This window comes from Bradyrhizobium sp. MOS003, assembly GCF_003020125.1.
Lineage (GTDB): Bacteria > Pseudomonadota > Alphaproteobacteria > Rhizobiales > Xanthobacteraceae > Bradyrhizobium.
Map to the genome: position 1 here is coordinate 697,522 of NZ_PYFW01000002.1, position 16,540 is coordinate 714,061.

A 16,540-nucleotide genomic window follows, 5' to 3' on the forward strand; every position below is an offset into this window, starting at 1 on the left:
AGCGCGCGCTTGTGCGAGCGCCAACTCCATCCTCACCCGAACTTCACGCCGATCCGCTTCTCCTTGCGCCAGACCACGGTGCAGGCGAGATGCGTTCCGTCGGCCGGGATGAACAGGGTGAAGCGTTCGGGAATTCCGACAGGGCTGGTGACGTCGAGCGCCGCGCCGGTGTCCGAGAAATTGCGGACGGTGCAGTCGATCGCGCCGCCGCCGAACTCGATCGTTCCGGCCTTCAGCACACGGTGTCTGGCTTTGTCGCGTCGCTCGTCCATGGGGACAATCTACACCCAAAGCTGACACAGACATTAAGACACGGTGCATTCACGATGATTTTGTGCCACCGCAAAGCGCGGCGGTATCATGCGGTAGACGGCCCTTACAAGGCCGGCTGGAACGTGTCGGTCTGCGCCATCCGCCAGGCCTCGCGGAAGCGCGGGTCTTCGGTGCCTTCGAGCAGTTCACCGGGACGCAGCTCCGGATAGAGCCGCGAGAAGGATTGGACCTGCGTCGTGGACGTCCGTTGGCTGAAGTGAAGCGGGCGCAGCTGCTGCGGATGCTCGAGGCCCGCCGCGGCGATCAGCTCGGTCAGCGAATGCAGCGTCGCGTGGTGATAATTGTGCACGCGGTCGATCTTGAGCGGCACGTAAAGCGCACGCGCACGCGTCGGGTCCTGCGTCGCCACCCCGGTCGGGCAGCGGTCGGTGTGGCAGCTCAGCGACTGGATGCAGCCGAGCGAGAACATGAAGCCGCGCGCCGAGTTGCAATAATCGGCACCGATCGCCATGGCGCGCGCCATGTCGAAGGCGGTGGCGATCTTGCCGGACGCACCGATCCTGATGCGGTCGCGCGCATTGATGCCGATCAGCGCGTTGTGGACGAAATTGACGCCCTCGCGCATCGGCATGCCCAGATGATCCATGAATTCCAGCGGCGCCGCACCGGTGCCGCCTTCGTTGCCGTCGACCACGATGAAATCGGGATAGATCCCGGTCTGGAGCATCGCCTTGCAGATCGCCAGGAATTCCCAGGGATGGCCGATGCACAGCTTGAAGCCGGCCGGCTTGCCGCCGGACAGGCGTCGCATCTCGGCGATGAACTGCATCATGCCGACTGGGGTCGAAAATGCGCGGTGCGAGGCCGGCGAGATACAGTCCTCGCCCATCGCGACGCCGCGGATTTTTGAGATCTCCTCCGAGACCTTTGCCGCCGGCAGCACGCCGCCGTGGCCGGGCTTGGCGCCCTGGCTGACCTTGAGCTCGACCATCTTGATCTGGTCGTCGCCGGCGACGCGCGCGAACGCCTCGGGATCGAAACTGCCGTCGAGATGACGGCAGCCGAAATAACCGGAGCCGATTTCCCAGATGATGTCGCCGCCCATCTCGCGGTGATAGGGGCTGACGCCGCCCTCGCCGGTGTCGTGCGCGAAGCCGCCCTTCTTCGCACCGGCATTGAGCGCACGCACGGCGTTGGGGCTGAGCGCGCCAAAGCTCATCGCGGAAATGTTGAACACCGAGGCCGAATAGGGCTGCTTGCAGTCGGGCCCGCCAATGCTGATGCGGAACTTCTCCTCGGCGTGCTTCTTCGGCGAGACCGAGTGATGCATCCACTCATAGCCCTCGCGGTAGACGTCCTCCTGGGTGCCGAACGGGCGCTTGTCCAGCTCCATCTTGGCGCGCTGGTAGACCACCGCGCGCGTGTCGCGCGAGAACGGCATGCCGTCCTTCTCGCTCTCGAAGAAATACTGCCGCATCTCCGGGCGGATCTCTTCGAGCAGGAAGCGAATATGCGCCGAAATCGGATAGTTGCGCAGCACCGCGTGGCTCTTCTGCAAGAGATCGCGGACGCCGAGCAGCGTCAGCGCGCCGAAGATCAGGATCGGCACCAGCAGAATGTCGAAGATCTTGCGGTCGGCGATGCCGATGCCGATCAGGAGCGCGGTAACGACCGCGCAGATCGTCAGCACGATGAAGCGCGGCGAGAATGGCAGCAGCAGGGTTTCCATGATCCCCTCCTCCGCCAACGGCAGGCGCTTGTGGGACGCGTGTTGGGTGGAGTCCTGCGTCTTGGTGTCGTCGGCCACGATTCCCATCCTCTCGCCAGCATGAGGCGGTACGATACGCCCTTGCCTGTCATACGGATATGACGCGGCCCTTGTTTCAGGCTAGCGAATTCGGCCGGGATAAATCAATCAGCCGAGAGGATAGGCGTTTGCAGTGCAGCAGAGGCGGCCGAATTGAGCAGCCTGCATTGGGGGCGCTGCACTGCGTCCGGGGCACGAGAGCGTGGCTGGAGCTTTACCGCTCGACGAACGCCTTCTCGATCACGAAATGGCCGGGCTTGTTGCCGCTGCCTTCGATGAAGTCGCGGCCTTCGAACATCACCTTCAGCTCTTCCAGCATGCCGGGGCTGCCGCACATCATGATGCGGTCGGTGGCGATGTCGAGGGGAGATTGCCCGATGTCGTTGAAGATCTGCTCGGAGCTGATGAGGTCGGTGATGCGGCCGCGATTTTTGAACGGCTCGCGGGTCACGGTCGGGTAGTAGATCAGCTTGTCGGCAAGCAGCTCGCCGAACAGTTCGTCCTCGCGCAGGGAAGCGACCAGCTTCTCGCCATAGGCGAGCTCGGAGACCTGGCGGCAGCCGTGCACCAGCACGATGGACTCGAATTGGTCGTAGACCTCGGGGTCCTTGATCAGGCTCGCGAACGGCGCGAGGCCTGTCCCGGTCGAGAGCAGCATCAGCCGCTTGCCGGGAAGCAGATTGTCGGTGATCAGCGTGCCGGTCGCCTTGCGGCCGACCAGGATGGTGTCGCCTTCCTTGATCTTCTGCAGGCGCGAGGTCAGCGGGCCGTCCTGCACCTTGATCGAGAAGAACTCGAGCTCTTCCTCGTGGTTGGCGCTCGCCATGCTGTAGGCGCGCAGCAGCGGACGGCCGTCGATCTCGAGGCCGATCATCGCGAACTGGCCGTTCTGGAAACGGAAGCCGGAATCGCGCGTGGCGCGGAAGCTGAACAGCGTGTCGGTCCAGTGCTGGACGGAAAGAACCTTCTCTCGGTAAAACGCGCTCATGATTTTCGATATTCCGAATAATTGCGGTTTTAGGGCAAAAGCGTTACCCGGCCCTGAAACGGGGCGGACACCATTGCCATGGCGGAGGATTTCGCGTGTGTGATCTACGCCATTGAGACCAATAATCAACCTCGGCCCCGAGGCAATTGATGCCGGTCAAACCGGCATTTGCGGCGGAATTGATCATATTGTTAATGAATCTGCTGCCGAGCGCGTGGGGCGGGCAATTTCTTTTCCCTGCAGCGGTCGAATGCAGCACTTAATTTCCCTCGCGCTCGCGAGAATTTCATTAAGAATAGCTCTGACTTTCATCTCCTTTTGGCGCCGTTTCCGCATTTTTGCGGCTTCTGGCGCCAGGAACGCCTGAAACACGACAGAAGCACATGGCGGCAAGCGGCGAGCGAATCTTCGTCCAGGCGATCAGGCGCTATGGCGCGGAGCATGGCATCGCGGTCGATATCCGCGCCGATGGCTGGCTGATCGCGATGCGCCGCGGCGACGAGCAGCGCTTCGCCTTCGGCTACGACATCGGCCTCAACAGCGCCATCGCCCACCGCCTCGCCAACGACAAATCGGCGACATCAGAGGCGCTGGCGCTCACGAGCGTGCCCTGCGTTCCGCATCATCTCTTCCTCAACCCGAAGCTGGGCGAGAAGGTCGTTGGCGCCGGCTGGCGTCAGGCGATGCTCAAGCTGCTTCACGACCATCCGCAAGGCGTGGTGGTGAAGCCGAACGAGGGAACGTCGGGGCGCTCGGTGTTCAAGGTGACGACGGAGACGGAGCTCGACCACGCGGCTGGCGAGGTGTTTTCGATGAGCACCGGGCTCGTGATCTCGCCCTATGTCGCGATCGAGGACGAAGTGCGCGTGGTGCTGCTCGATGAGCGGCCCCTCGTCGCCTACGGCAAGCAGCGCGGCACGGATTGGCGACACAATCTCGATGCCGGCGCAAAGCCGGTGTTGCTGGAGAACGGCGAGGTTCGAACGGCCTGCGTCAAGCTCGCGGCCGATGCCGCGCGCGCCATTGGCATCGCCTTTGCGTCGATCGACGTGGTGCGCGTGGATGGCGGGTGGCGCGTGCTCGAGATCAATTCCGGCGTGATGATGGAGGCGCTGGGGAAGCTTCATCCGGAGCTGGTGCAGGCGGCGTATGACGCGGCGCTGGACCGGGTGTTTGGAAAAGGCTGAAGCCAAGTGCTTGGTGCAAATCCTTCTCCCCTTGTTGGGAGGAAGGTGTGGCGCGAAGCACCCTCTCCCTGCGGGAGAGGGTGCAGCGAGTCCGCCCTTCAATTATTCGCGCTCGCTGAATCGTCCATCGCCTTGAACGCCTCTTCCAGCTGTAGCGAGATCGGCACGTTCAGACGTTCGCCGCTCGGAAGCCGTGCGGTGAACCATTTGTTGTAGAGCGGGACGAGGTCGCGGTTGGAGCCGAGCTTGCGGAAGGCGCGCTCGACCACGGCCGCGAGCTGCGGCTCGCCCTTTCTAAACATGATGCCGTAGGGGTCGTAGGACAAATAATCGCCGGTGACCCGAAACTTGTCCTGCGCCTTGTGGCGCGCGATCAGGCCGGAGAGCAGGATGTCGTCGGTCGCGAACGCATCGGCCTTTCCGTCGGCGAGCATCTGGTAGGACTGCTCGTGGTCGGGAGAGGTGACGATGTTGAGGCCCAGCGAGAATTTCTTGTCCGCCGCCTGGATCGCCTGCTCATTGGTGGTGCCCCTGGTCACCACGATGGTCTTGCCCTTCAGATCGGTCAGCGACTGAACGCTGGATGCCTTCGGCACCATCAGCTTGGTGCCCGCGACGAACATCAGCGGCGAGAACGCGACGCGCTTGCCGCGCTCCGCATTCGCGGTGGTCGAGCCGCATTCCAGGTCGATCTTGTTCCCCAGCACGGCGTCGATGCGGTCGTCCGAGGTGACCTTGACGTAGTCGATCTTCAAATTGAGATCATCGACCTCGACGCCGATCTCCTCGACGATGGCCTCACAGAGCTCGAGGCTGTAGCCGATCGGACGGCCCGACTGGTCGAGGAAGGAGAACGGCGGCGAGCTCTCGCGATAGCCGAGCCGCACGGCGTGCGCTTTCTTGACGGCCGCCAGCGTCGGGCTGAGCCCTTCGCCGCCGGTCTGCGCGAATGCCGAGGTCGCGACCAAGGTGGTCGCGAGCAACGATGCCGCAAGGAGCAAGCCGCCTGAGGTCAGTGACCTCGCCGATATCTGGCCCATGGTTCGCTCCTACCCATGGCCGGCCATCGCGGGCACTTCACCGGGTATCATGTCGTCAGGCACGGCGTCGCCGGGTCCCATGGCATGCTCCGGCCCGAGCTCGCCTTCCCATTTGGCCACGACCGAGGTCGCCAGCGTGTTGCCGATCACGTTGGTGGCGCTGCGGCCCATGTCGAGGAAGGTGTCGATGCCCATGATCATCAACAGACCCGCCTCGGGGATGTTGAACTGCGCCAGCGTCGAGGCGATCACCACGAGCGAGGCGCGCGGCACGCCGGCGACGCCCTTCGAGGTGATCATCAGGGTCGCCAGCATCGCGAGCTGGGTGCCGAGCGGCATGTCGATGTGGTAGCTTTGCGCGATGAAGACTGCCGCGAACGTGCAGTACATCATCGTGCCGTCGAGGTTGAAGGAATAGCCGAGCGGCAGCACGAAGCTCGAGATCCGCGACGAGGCACCGAAGCGATTGAGCGCCTCCAGCGTCTTCGGATAGGCCGCCTCCGAGCTCGCGGTCGAGAACGCGATCATCAGCGGCTCGCGGACCAGCTTCAGGAGATGGCCGTAGCGCGGCCCAATCACGATGAAGCCGACGATGACCAGGATGGCCCACAGGATCATCAGCGAGAGATAGAAGCCGCCCATGAAGACGACGAGCTTCCAGAGCACGGCGAGGCCGTTCTTGGCCACCGTCGCAGTGATGGCGGCCCACACCGCGAGCGGCGCGAACAGCATCACGTAGCTCGTCACCTTCAGCATGATGTGGCCGATATCGTCGATCATCGCCAGGATCGGCTTGGAGCGCTCGGGCATCGAGCCCATAGCCACCGAGAAGAACACCGCGAAGATCACGATCTGCAGGATCTCGTTCTGCGCCATCGCGTCCGCGATCGAGGTCGGAATCAGATGGGTCAGGAATTTCTCGATTGAGAAGGCCGAGACCGGCAGGCCGGTCGATTGGCCCGCCGCAGGCAGCGTGCCGGGGAAGTTCGCGCCGGGCTGCAGCAGATTGACCATGATGAGGCCCAGCAGCAGCGAGATGAAGGAGGCGCTGATGAACCAGCCCATGGTCTTGGCGAAGATGCGGCCGAGCTTGGAGCCCGAGCCCATATGGGCGATGCCGCCGACTAGGGTTGCGAACACGAGCGGCGCGATGATCATCTTGATCAGGCGCAGGAACATCATGGCGATCAGGTTGATGGCAGAGGCCCACTCGCCGCGGGTGTCCGGCAGGAAGTTGTAGATCGCCGTCCCCATGACGATGCCGAGCACCATCGCCGCCAGAATGTATTGCGTAAACCTGTTCGACATCGCTTACCCCCACGTACACCGGCGCTTCATGATGTCGCAGATGTCACAGCGACGCAACACGCTTTGCGTGTGATCGTGTTTTCAGGATGTTCCCGTTGTGAAATGGAACGCCGCGCTCTAGCCTTCACGCAGCGCACAACGCATGCGGCTTGCACGTTTTGTTTGCGGCAGCTGCTTCAATAATCGTCAAAACAATCAAAAAGGGAACGCCATGAGCGGCAACGTCAATCGCCAGATTTTGCTGGTCGAGAAGCCCAGCGGCAAGCTTGGCCCCGAACATTTCAAGATGGTGGAAGGCACAGTGCCGGCGCCGAAGGACGACGAAGTCCTGTTGCGGGTGCGATACATTTCGCTCGACGCCGCCAACCGCGCCTGGATGCACGGCGCGACCTATCGCTCCGCCGTCGAAGCGAACAGCGTGATGGCCGGAGGCGCCATTGCCGAGGTCGTCAGCTCGAACGCCGAGGGGTTTGCGGCGGGCGACATCGTGTTCGGTAACACCGGCTGGCAGGAGTTTGCCGCGGTGCCGGCAAAGCATCTCACCAAAATGCCGAAGCTCGAGCCGATGACACATTTGCTCAGCGTGTTCGGCATCGCCGGCCTCACCGCCTATTTCGGTCTGCTGGAGATCGGCAAACCCCGGGAGGGCGAGACCGTCGTGGTCTCCGCGGCCGCGGGCTCGGTCGGCTCGATCGTCGGGCAGATCGCCAAGATCAAAGGCTGCCGCGTGGTCGGCATCGCCGGCGGCGCGGACAAGTGCAGTTGGCTGACCTCCGAGCTCGGCTTCGACGCCGCCGTCGACTACAAGGACGGCGGGGTGTTCAAGGCCCTGCGCGCGGCGGCGCCAAAAGGCATCGACGTCTATTTCGACAATGTCGGCGGCGACATTCTCGAAGCCTGCCTGCCGCAGATGAACAATTACGGCCGCATCGCCTGCTGCGGTGCGATCTCGCAATATGACGGCGTACCTGCCGCACACGGACCGCGCGGCGTGCCGGGTCTGATCGTGGTGAAGCGGCTCGTCATGCAGGGCTTCATCGTGATGGACTATATGAAGGACAGCCAGCGCGCGCTCGCCGAGCTGCAGGGCTGGGTGAAATCCGGCAGACTGAAGGTGCAGGAGGACATCATCGACGGCCTCCAGAACACGCCGAAGGCACTGATCGGATTGCTCGCGGGCGAGAACCGGGGCAAGCGGATGGTCAGGCTCTGACGATTTCGGCGCGTCGCATCGGCGCCGGCATAATCTACTTGCGGTAGCGGCTGAAGCGGCCAATGATATCGCTCGCCAGGCATCACTCGCGAGCGATTGCGATTGCGCGACTTTGATTAAGCATCGAGCGATATCGACAGGGCAGGAATTCATTCAGATGTTCAACACGTTGAAACGAGTCTCAACGCGCAAGGCGTTGCTCGCGGCGGCATTCTTCGCAACTGCAACAGGGGCGTTTGCGCAAGCACCGACCGATGCGCAGAGGAGCGCCATCCGGTCCGCATGCCGCTCGGACTTCATGGCGCGCTGCTCGAGCGTAAAGCCCGGCGGCGTGGAAGCGTATCAATGTCTGCAAAAGAACATGTCCAGCCTGTCGCCGGGATGCCAGACGGCGGTTCGCGCGGTCGAGCCCGCCGCGGCTCCGAAGACCGAAGCCGCTCCCGCGGCGAAGACCGAAGCCGCCCCCAAGGCTGAGCCGGCGCCTGCACCCGCGGCACCGAAGGCTGAATCGGCTCCCGCTGCGAAGCCGGCCGCCGCACCGGTGCCGAAGGCTGCTGCGCCCAAGCAGCCGAGCAGCGCGCAACTTGCCGCAATCAAGAGCGCGTGCCGGGGCGATTATCCCAAGGTCTGCGCCAGCGTGCCGCCGGGCGGCGCGCCTGCGCTGGAATGCCTGGAGAAGAACAAGGCCAAGGTGTCGCCGGCCTGCGGGAGCGCCGTCAGTGCGGCAACCGGCGGCGGCAGTGCACCTGCGACGGCAGCGCCCGCGGGCGCAACTCCCGCAGCAGCAGCACCCGCGGCCGCGCCAACCGTGATCGTCCTGCGCCCGTTGCGACCGCGCGAAGAGCTGTTTATCGTCCAGTCCGCATGTCGTGAGGATATCCGAACGCTGTGCGGCAGCGTGGCGCCAGGTGGCGGCCGTATCATACAATGCGTTGCCAGCAACGCCGCCTCGCTGTCACCCGCTTGCAAAGACGTGCTGGCACCGTTCGCGGCACGATAAGGCGCTAGGTTCTCCGATGACGTCTGTCAACGTCGAAGAGATCGAATTGCTTTCGCTCTTCGGGGGAGCGCCCAAGCTGAGAGACCCGGGAGCGCCATGGATTTACAACGATGCTCTGTACGAAGCATCCGTCGAAGGATTGAGCGTATCGTTTGCCCTGGCGCCATCTTACAAGGACGTTCGTCTTATCATTGCAAGCAATGAAACTGCAATCTACGAGTTCAATGGCGTTGGAGTTCGTGACGTCAGATATCACAGCGACGGAGGCCGAGAGACGCTGGAGGTCCAAATCAATGAGCGTGACCGCCTGTGGCTTAAGATCAGGCCATCCATTCGAGTCCAGCATGAATCGCGCGAGGCGACGTCGCACCAAATTCCAGACATTTAGATTTCATCGACGACAACACCGGGAGGACAACATGCGATCATTGCTGCTCGTTGCTTCTGCACTCTTCGCCTTCGCCGCAACCATGACGTTCGAGGCCACCGACGCCAATGCGGTGGTGTGCGCTCGCGGCGTCTATCGCGCCGGCTGCGCCGGACCGAATGCGGCCGTCGTGGTCCGCAAGCCGGTTCCGGTGGTCCGCTGCACCAGGGTCCTGGTAAACGGCGTGTACGTGAAGCGCTGCGTATGACACGCGAATAGCCAAGCCGGCACGGTTTGGCTATGATTCGGACCTGACGGTTTCGGACACACGCAAAAAGGTGTCGCTTCGGCGCGCCTGCGCTCGGCCGATAATTCCGCTGGCGCGGGCCAGCGGAGCACATTAGTCTACCCCTAGATAGTAAGTATACTGTCAATTAGGGAGGCAGAATTTGCGGATCGCCGTGATCGGCGGGGGGCCCGGCGGGCTCTACTTCGCCTATCTCTGGAAGAAGCGTCATCCCGAGGATCAGGTCGACCTGTTCGAACAGAACCCGGCCGACGCGACCTGGGGCTTTGGCGTCGTGTTCTCCGACCAGGCGCTGGAATTCCTGCGCGCCGACGACCCCGAGACGGTCGACGCGATCGCGCCGCACATGGAAAGCTGGGAGAACATCACGCTGAACCTCGGCGGCGACAGCGTCGCCATCGACGGGGTCGGCTTCTCCTCGATCGGGCGGCTCGAGCTGCTGCGGTTCCTGCAGCAGCACGCGATCGACGCCGGCGTCACGCCGCGCTTCGATACGCAGATTCAGGCCGTCGACCAGCTCGACGGATATGATCTGATCGTTGCCGCGGACGGGCTGAACTCGCTGGTCCGCCGCACCTTCGAAGGTGATTTCGGCACCTCGCTGTCCTACTCCTCCAACAAGTTCGTCTGGTACGGCACCTCGAAGCGGTTCGACACGCTGTCGCAGACCTTCGTGAAGACCGATCGCGGCGCCTTCAACGCCCATCACTACCGCTACTCGCCGGCCATGAGCACCTTCCTGGTCGAATGCGACCACGCGACCTGGCAGGCCTATGGTTTCGCGTACAAGGACGTCGAGCAGTCCAAGGGCGTCTGTGAAGAGGTGTTCGCGGACACGCTTGGCGGCCATTGCCTCGTCTCCAACAAATCGGTCTGGCGCAACTTCCCCTGGGTCTGGAACGAGCATTGGTCGTTCAAGAACATGGTGCTGATCGGCGATGCGCTGCATTCCGCGCATTTCTCGATCGGCTCGGGCACGCGGCTCGCGATCGAGGACGCCATCGCGCTGGTCAAGGCGCTGGAATCGGATGCGCATCTTGCGACCGCACTGCATCGTTACCAGGCCGCGCGCAAGCCGGTGGTGCAGAAGCTCGTCAACGCGGCGCGCACCAGCGCCTTCTGGTACGAGCAATTTGCCCAGCACATGCAGCAGGGCCTGATGGACTTCGCCTATAGCTACATCACCCGCTCCGGCCGCATCGACGATGCACGCCTGCGTCACATGTCGCCGGCCTTCATGGCGCGTTACGAGGCCGCCAGGAACGGCGGGGACGAGGCATGAGCAACGAGATCTTCGACCAGGTGCCCGTCGACAGCGACGGGGCGCGCGAGATCGGCTTTGCCGTTCCGGAGCTTTACAACGCCAGCCGCGTGCTGTTCGACAATCTCGCCAAGGGCAGTGGCGACAGGCTTGCGCTCATCGGTCCGGCAGGCATGCGGACCTATGCCGAGCTCTGCGCTGACGCGTGCCGCTGGGGCAACGGCTTTGCATCGCTCGGCCTAAAGCGCGGCGACCGCGTGCTGCTGTTTCTCGACGACACGCCGGCCTACCCGGCCGCATTCTTCGGCGCGGTGCGGGCCGGCTTCGTGCCGCTCCTGATCAACACACTGACGCCGCCGGACCTGCTGCAATTCTATCTCGCCGATTCCGGAGCTGAAGTCGCGGTGGCTGAGGCCGAGTTCTGTGGCCGCTTCGATGCAGAGGCTTGCAAGGGCACGCGCCTGCGCACGCTGATCGTCGTCAACGGCGAGGCGGGCAATCACGCCGCGCCGAACGCGCTTGCGGCTGCGGACTGGCTCGGGCAATTCCCGGCCGATCTGGCGGAGGCGGACACTCATCGCAACGAGATGGCGTTCTGGATGTACTCGTCCGGTTCGACCGGCCGGCCCAAGGGCATCGTGCATCTGCAGCACGACATGGCCTATAGCGAGCTCGCCTTTGCGCAGAACGTGCTGAAGCTGACGCCTGACGACATCTGCTTCTCCGTGCCGAAGATCTTCTTCGCCTACGGCTTTGGCAACTCCGTCACCTTTCCGTTCTCGGCGGGCGCGGCAACGCTGCTGTTGCCGGGCCAGCCGAAGCCGGCCACGATCTTCGCAGCGATCGAACAGTACAAGCCGACGGTCTTCTTCGGCCTGCCGACGCTCTACACCTCCCTGACCAAGGCCGAAGGCGCGCAACAGACCAACTTCTCGTCGCTGCGCATGTCGCTCTCCGCGGCCGAAGTGCTCTCGGCCGAAGTCTTCAACGGCTGGAAGACGCTCACGGGCCTGGAGATCGTCGAAGGCCTCGGGTCGACCGAGGTGCTGCACATCTATCTCTCCAACCGCCCCGAGCAGAAGAAGCTCGGCGCCGCCGGCTTGCGCGTGCCCGGCTACGAGGTCGCGCTGCGCGACAAGGACGGACGCGACGTCGCCGACAACGAGGAAGGCATTTTGTGGGTGCGCGGCGATTCCAACACGCCGCTGTACTGGAACAGGCCGGACAAATCCGCCGAGACGATTCGGCAGGGCGGCTGGATCTACACCGGCGACCGCTTCATCCGCGATGCCGACGGTTTTCATTTCTTCCGCGGCCGCGCCGACGATCTCATCAAGATTTCCGGACAGTGGGTCTACCCGCTCGAGGTCGAGCTGTGCCTCGCCGACCACCCTGACATCCGCGAATGCGCGGTGTTCGCGGCCGAACTGCCGGACCGGCGCATGACGCTGAAGGCGGTGGTGGTAATGAACAATCGCACCGCCGACCGGGATGAAGCGACGCGGCGGCTGCAGGATTACGTCAAGGGCAAGCTGTTGCCGTACAAATATCCGCGCGAGGTGATCTTCATAGACGAGCTGCCGAAGACGGGCACGGGGAAGATTGACCGGCAGGCGTTGCTGCGAATGTGAGGCGCCGCGGCGAGTAGCGCAACTCACGCCGCCACGCAACCGTGGTCATCGCCCGCGAAGGCGCGCGATCCAGTACTCCGAGACAGTTGTGATTGAAATGATAGGCTGCAGCATACTGGATTCCCCGCCTCCGCGGGGAATGACACCTCTATTCTTGCAACAGCGGCGCCTTCCTCGCTTCCCTCACCCCGCCTTCCCCAGATGCTCCAGCGCGTCCTCCGCGCGCAGCGGCACGCGCGAGGCCTCGTTGTTGAGATCGACGAGCTGCGACATCAGACCCATCAGCGTCTTGCGATCGGCCGGCTTGAGCGGCTCCAGCATCCGCGCCTGCGCGCGTTCGACCGCGGGGATGATCTCGCGCAGGATCGTAACGCCGGCCCTGGTGAGATAAAGCAGCTTGATCCGCTTGTCCTCGGGGGCCGGCTTGCGTTCGACATAGTCCTTGGCCTGCAGACGTTCGATCACGCTGCCGAGCGTGGAGCGGTCGAAGGCGATCACGGCCGACAGCCGCGTGGCGTCGATGCCGGGATGGGTGTGGATCGCGATCAGCGCCGCATATTGCACCGGGGTCAGATCGAATGCCTTGCACTCCTCCATGAAGATCGAGACCGCAATCTGCTGCATGCGCCGGAACAGATAGCCCGGCGCGGCATAGACCGCATCGATCGTGATCGGAGGACAAGCCTTACTCGGCATCGGGCTGCTTCTCCGGTGCGGCATTGGCAAACGCGGTGAGCGCCTTTGCGGCAGCTTCCGCCGCGAGCAGGCGAGGATAGGCCGAGACATCGACCCCGAAACGACGCGCATTGGCGAGCTGCGGCACCAGGCAGAGATCGGCGAGCGTCGGCGCATCGCCGAAGCAGAACGGCCCGGGCTCGTCCCTGATCAGCGTCTCGCAAGCCGACAGTCCCTCGCGGTTGACCCACGCCGCCCAGTCCTGGACCTTCTCTTCGGCAAGCCCGAGTTCGCGCAGCCGCGCCAGCACTTTCAGGTTCTGCACCGGATGGGTGTCGCAGGCGATCGCCAGCGCAAACGCCCTCACCTTGGCGCGCCTCAGCGAATCTTTCGGCAGCAGCGGCGGATTGGGATGGGTTTCGTCGAGCCATTCGATGATGGCGACCGATTGGGTCAGCACCGCACCGCCCTCGTTTTCCAGCGCCGGCACCAGGCCTTGCGGATTGATGGCGAGATAGGCGGGCGCGCATTGCTCGCCCTTGCGCAAATGATGCGGCAGATGCGCGGCCTTGAGGCCCTTGAGGTTCAGCGCGATCCGCACGCGATAAGCGGCGCTGGAACGGAAATAGCCGTGCAGCTTCATTGGAGCCCTCCCTTACGTTCTTGTCGGCGCATTGACGCTACCTAGATCGTCAGTATACTGTCAATCAACAAAACGAACGGGAGCGCCGCCATGGAAGCCGTGACCAAGACGCCGGAACGCGAGGCCTTTTACAAGAAGATCGACGGCGAAAACCTCACCGCGCTGTGGACGGTGATGAGCGATCTGATCACGCCGGAGCCGAAGAGCGCCTGCCGGCCGCACCTCTGGAAATTCGACGTCATCCGCGACTACATGACGGAGGCGGGCCGACTGATCACCGCCAAGGAAGCCGAGCGGCGCGTGCTGGTGTTGGAGAACCCGGGCCTGCGCGGCCAGTCCAAGATCACGACCTCGCTCTATGCCGGCGTGCAGATGGTGGTGCCCGGCGACGTCGCGCCGGCACACCGGCACAGCCAGTCGGCGCTGCGCTTCGTGCTCGAAGGCAAAGGCGCGCACACCGCGGTGGACGGCGAGCGCACCGCGATGGAGCAAGGGGATTTCATCATCACGCCGTCGATGACCTGGCACGATCATTCCAACGAGACCGATCAGCCGATGTTCTGGCTGGATGGCCTCGACATTCCGCTGGTGCAGTTCTTCGATTGCTCCTTTGCGGAAGGCTCCAAGGAAGACCAGCAGAAGATCACGAAGCCCGCCGGCGACAGCTTTGCGCGCTACGGCCACAATCTGCTGCCGGTCGACGTCAAGCGCAACTCGAAGACCTCGCCGATCTTCAGCTATCCCTATGCCTACACCCGCGAAGCGCTGGAGAAGGCCAGGACGAGCCAGGAGTGGGACGCCTGCCACGGGTTGAAGCTGAAGTTCAGCAATCCCGAGACCGGCGATTTCGCGATGCCGACCATCGGCACCTTCATCCAGCTGCTGCCCAAGGGTTTCAAGACCGCGCGCTATCGATCGACCGACGCCACCGTGTTCTGCCCGATCGAGGGCCGTGGCCGCAGCCGCATCGGCGATGTCGTCTTCGAATGGGGCCCGCGCGACCTGTTCGTGGTGCCGAGCTGGCACTGGGTCACGCACGAGGCGGATGAGGACGCCGTGCTTTTCAGCTTTTCGGATCGGCCCGTGCAGCAGAAGCTGGATCTGTTCAGGGAAGATCGCGGCAACGCGTGAAGCATAGGTCTCGTAGGGTGGGCAAAGGCGCAACGCGCCGTGCCCACCACACCTCCGCGAGTGATCAACCAAATGGTGGGCACGCTTCGCTTTGCCCACCCTACAGCAGCGGTGACTATGGCTACCGCCAGTGCAGCAACCGCGCCTCCAGCACATTGATCACCTTCCCGACCGCCAGCCCGAACACCGACAGGATCACCACGCCCGCGAGCAGCTGATCCGTCTGCATCAGATTGCCGGCCTGCAGCACGAAGGCGCCGATGCCGTATTGCGCGCCGATCATCTCGGCGCTGACGACGAGCAGCAGCGCCACCGATGCGGTGATGCGGAAGCCGGCGAGGATTGCGGGCAGCGCGCCGGGCCAGATCACCTTGCGCACGATGGTCGCGAACGGAACGTTGAAACTCTGCGCCATGCGGATCAAATTGCGCGGCACCGCGTCGACGCCGCTATAGACCGAGATCGCGGTCGAGAAGAACACCCCGAGCGCGATGGTCGCGATCTTCGGCTCTTCGCCGATGCCGAGCCAGAGGATCAGGAGCGGCAGCAGCGCGATCTTCGGGATCGGGAACAGCGCCGAGATGAAGGTGATGCCGACGCCGCGCGCCAGTCGGGAGAGGCCGATGGCAAAGCCGACTACCACACCGGCCGCGGTGCCGAGCAGCCAGCCGACGCCGATGCGCAGCAGCGACGCCGAGACATGCTGCCAGAGCGCGCCGGAGACCGCGAGCTGATAGATCGCGCGGACGATTGCAGCGGGCGTCGGCAGAAATAGCGCATTGACGAGGCCGGAGCTGCCCGCTGCCTGCCAGATCGCGATGACCAGAGCGAGCGCGATCCAGCCGCCATAGCGACTGCTCGCGGGCACGAAGCCGGCGCCGCGAAACCGCACGCGCCGCGTCGCTTCGTCCTTCGCAATGTCAGCCGCCGCGCGATCAAGCATGCTGGACCTCACGCTCGGCATCGATCGCTTCGTTGCGGATCAGTGACCAGATCTGGTTCTGCAGCGCCAGCAGCTTTTCACGCGCCGCGGTTTCGCCACGCTCGGCCCGCGTCATCGGCACGGTCACGACCTCGCGGATGCGGCCGGGCCGCCGCGACAGCACCACGATGCGGTCGGCCAGCCGCGCCGCCTCTTCGAGATTATGCGTGACATAGACCGCGCCCATGCCGCCATCGGCGAGCAGGCGGACGAAATCCTCCATCAAGAGCTCGCGGGTCTGCGAATCCAGCGCCGACAGCGGCTCATCCATCAGCAGGATGGCGGGCTTCACCGCGAGCGCGCGCGAAATGCCGACGCGCTGGCGCATGCCGCCGGAGAGCTGCTTTGGATAGGTCTTGCGAAAATCGGTCAGGCCGGTGCGGCGCAGGGCATCCTCGACCAGCGCGCGGCGCTGCGTGGCCGAGAGCTGGGTGTGCAGCAACGGGAATTCGACGTTGTCCTCGACGCTCGCCCAGGGCAGCAGCGCAAAATCCTGGAACACGAAGGTCAGCGGGTTGAGGCTATCCGGCGGCGGTGCGCCGCGCAGCTCGGGAGCGCCAGAGGTCGGCTGCAGAAGCCCGCCGAGGATCGACAACAGCGTGCTCTTGCCGCAACCCGAAGGACCCACGATCGCAACCACCTCTCCGGCGCCGACGGTGAAGGAGACGTCGTCGAGCACGGCGAGATCGCCGAAGCGATGGGAGATGTGGTTGGCGATCAGGTCCAT

Annotated in this window: 17 protein-coding genes; 8 read left to right on the forward strand and 9 right to left on the reverse strand. The window is 63.9% G+C overall.

The genetic code is table 11. The features are described from left to right. Positions 1-32: 32 nt before the first annotated feature. From C7G42_RS13765 to C7G42_RS13775, 3 genes are all read right to left on the reverse strand, one after another. Entirely contained in the window at positions 33-272 is a 240-nt protein-coding gene (locus C7G42_RS13765) for a PilZ domain-containing protein (protein WP_106949473.1), read from the reverse strand. A gap of 104 nt (positions 273-376) precedes the next feature. Then, positions 377-2,089, reverse strand: a complete 1,713-nt coding sequence (locus tag C7G42_RS13770) for an FMN-binding glutamate synthase family protein (protein ID WP_199580885.1) — start codon at positions 2,087-2,089, stop codon at positions 377-379. 205 nt (positions 2,090-2,294) lie between these two features. Next, complete coding sequence (locus C7G42_RS13775; protein WP_106949474.1) at positions 2,295-3,068, reverse strand: ferredoxin--NADP reductase; 774 nt, start codon at positions 3,066-3,068, stop codon at positions 2,295-2,297. 383 nt (positions 3,069-3,451) lie between these two features. Between C7G42_RS13775 and C7G42_RS13780 the strand changes: the two genes are divergently transcribed. Continuing rightward, on the forward strand, positions 3,452-4,255 hold the full coding sequence (locus C7G42_RS13780) for an ATP-grasp domain-containing protein (protein ID WP_106949475.1): 804 nt from the start codon (positions 3,452-3,454) through the stop codon (positions 4,253-4,255). Between the two features lie 98 nt (positions 4,256-4,353). On the opposite strand, the gene C7G42_RS13785 is transcribed toward C7G42_RS13780, so the two are convergent. Both C7G42_RS13785 and C7G42_RS13790 read right to left on the reverse strand, forming a co-directional pair. Then, positions 4,354-5,295 carry an amino acid ABC transporter substrate-binding protein gene (locus C7G42_RS13785; RefSeq protein ID WP_106949476.1) on the reverse strand — a complete coding sequence of 314 codons (942 nt, stop codon included), beginning with the start codon at positions 5,293-5,295 and terminating at the stop codon, positions 4,354-4,356. Positions 5,296-5,304: 9 nt separating this feature from the next. Further along, entirely contained in the window at positions 5,305-6,603 is a 1,299-nt protein-coding gene (locus C7G42_RS13790; RefSeq protein ID WP_106949477.1) for a dicarboxylate/amino acid:cation symporter, read from the reverse strand. Between the two features lie 211 nt (positions 6,604-6,814). Here C7G42_RS13790 and C7G42_RS13795 point away from each other — a divergent pair, with 211 nt between their 5' ends. From C7G42_RS13795 to C7G42_RS13820, 6 genes are all read left to right on the forward strand, one after another. Further along, positions 6,815-7,816 (forward strand): NADP-dependent oxidoreductase, encoded by a 1,002-nt coding sequence (locus C7G42_RS13795; RefSeq protein ID WP_106949478.1) that lies wholly within the window; start codon positions 6,815-6,817, stop codon positions 7,814-7,816. 157 nt (positions 7,817-7,973) lie between these two features. Continuing rightward, positions 7,974-8,816 carry a cysteine rich repeat-containing protein gene (locus C7G42_RS13800; protein ID WP_106949479.1) on the forward strand — a complete coding sequence of 281 codons (843 nt, stop codon included), beginning with the start codon at positions 7,974-7,976 and terminating at the stop codon, positions 8,814-8,816. A gap of 16 nt (positions 8,817-8,832) precedes the next feature. Continuing rightward, positions 8,833-9,204, forward strand: a complete 372-nt coding sequence (locus C7G42_RS13805; RefSeq protein ID WP_106949480.1) for a hypothetical protein — start codon at positions 8,833-8,835, stop codon at positions 9,202-9,204. Between the two features lie 31 nt (positions 9,205-9,235). Continuing rightward, positions 9,236-9,451, forward strand: coding sequence for a hypothetical protein (locus tag C7G42_RS13810; RefSeq protein ID WP_094973403.1), 216 nt, complete (start codon positions 9,236-9,238; stop codon positions 9,449-9,451). A gap of 181 nt (positions 9,452-9,632) precedes the next feature. Then, positions 9,633-10,772, forward strand: a complete 1,140-nt coding sequence (locus C7G42_RS13815) for an FAD-dependent monooxygenase (RefSeq protein WP_199580886.1) — start codon at positions 9,633-9,635, stop codon at positions 10,770-10,772. Then, positions 10,769-12,382 carry a benzoate-CoA ligase family protein gene (locus C7G42_RS13820; RefSeq protein ID WP_106949481.1) on the forward strand — a complete coding sequence of 538 codons (1,614 nt, stop codon included), beginning with the start codon at positions 10,769-10,771 and terminating at the stop codon, positions 12,380-12,382. The genes C7G42_RS13815 and C7G42_RS13820 overlap by 4 nt, the downstream gene beginning before the upstream one ends. Positions 12,383-12,565: 183 nt before the next feature. Here C7G42_RS13820 and C7G42_RS13825 read toward each other — a convergent pair whose 3' ends face one another. Next, a complete protein-coding gene (locus tag C7G42_RS13825) occupies positions 12,566-13,078 on the reverse strand; it encodes a MarR family winged helix-turn-helix transcriptional regulator (RefSeq protein WP_199580887.1) in 513 nt (170 codons plus the stop codon). Further along, positions 13,068-13,700, reverse strand: coding sequence for a maleylacetoacetate isomerase (gene maiA, locus C7G42_RS13830; RefSeq protein WP_106949483.1), 633 nt, complete (start codon positions 13,698-13,700; stop codon positions 13,068-13,070). The genes C7G42_RS13825 and maiA overlap by 11 nt, the downstream gene beginning before the upstream one ends. Positions 13,701-13,790: 90 nt before the next feature. On the opposite strand from maiA, the gene gtdA reads away from it, so the two are divergent. Next, entirely contained in the window at positions 13,791-14,831 is a 1,041-nt protein-coding gene (gene gtdA, locus C7G42_RS13835) for a gentisate 1,2-dioxygenase (protein WP_106949484.1), read from the forward strand. A gap of 121 nt (positions 14,832-14,952) precedes the next feature. Here gtdA and C7G42_RS13840 read toward each other — a convergent pair whose 3' ends face one another. Continuing rightward, positions 14,953-15,774, reverse strand: coding sequence for an ABC transporter permease (locus C7G42_RS13840; RefSeq protein ID WP_199580888.1), 822 nt, complete (start codon positions 15,772-15,774; stop codon positions 14,953-14,955). After that, positions 15,767-16,540 (reverse strand): ABC transporter ATP-binding protein, encoded by a 774-nt coding sequence (locus C7G42_RS13845; protein ID WP_106949486.1) that lies wholly within the window; start codon positions 16,538-16,540, stop codon positions 15,767-15,769. Before C7G42_RS13845 ends, C7G42_RS13840 begins: the two co-directional genes overlap by 8 nt.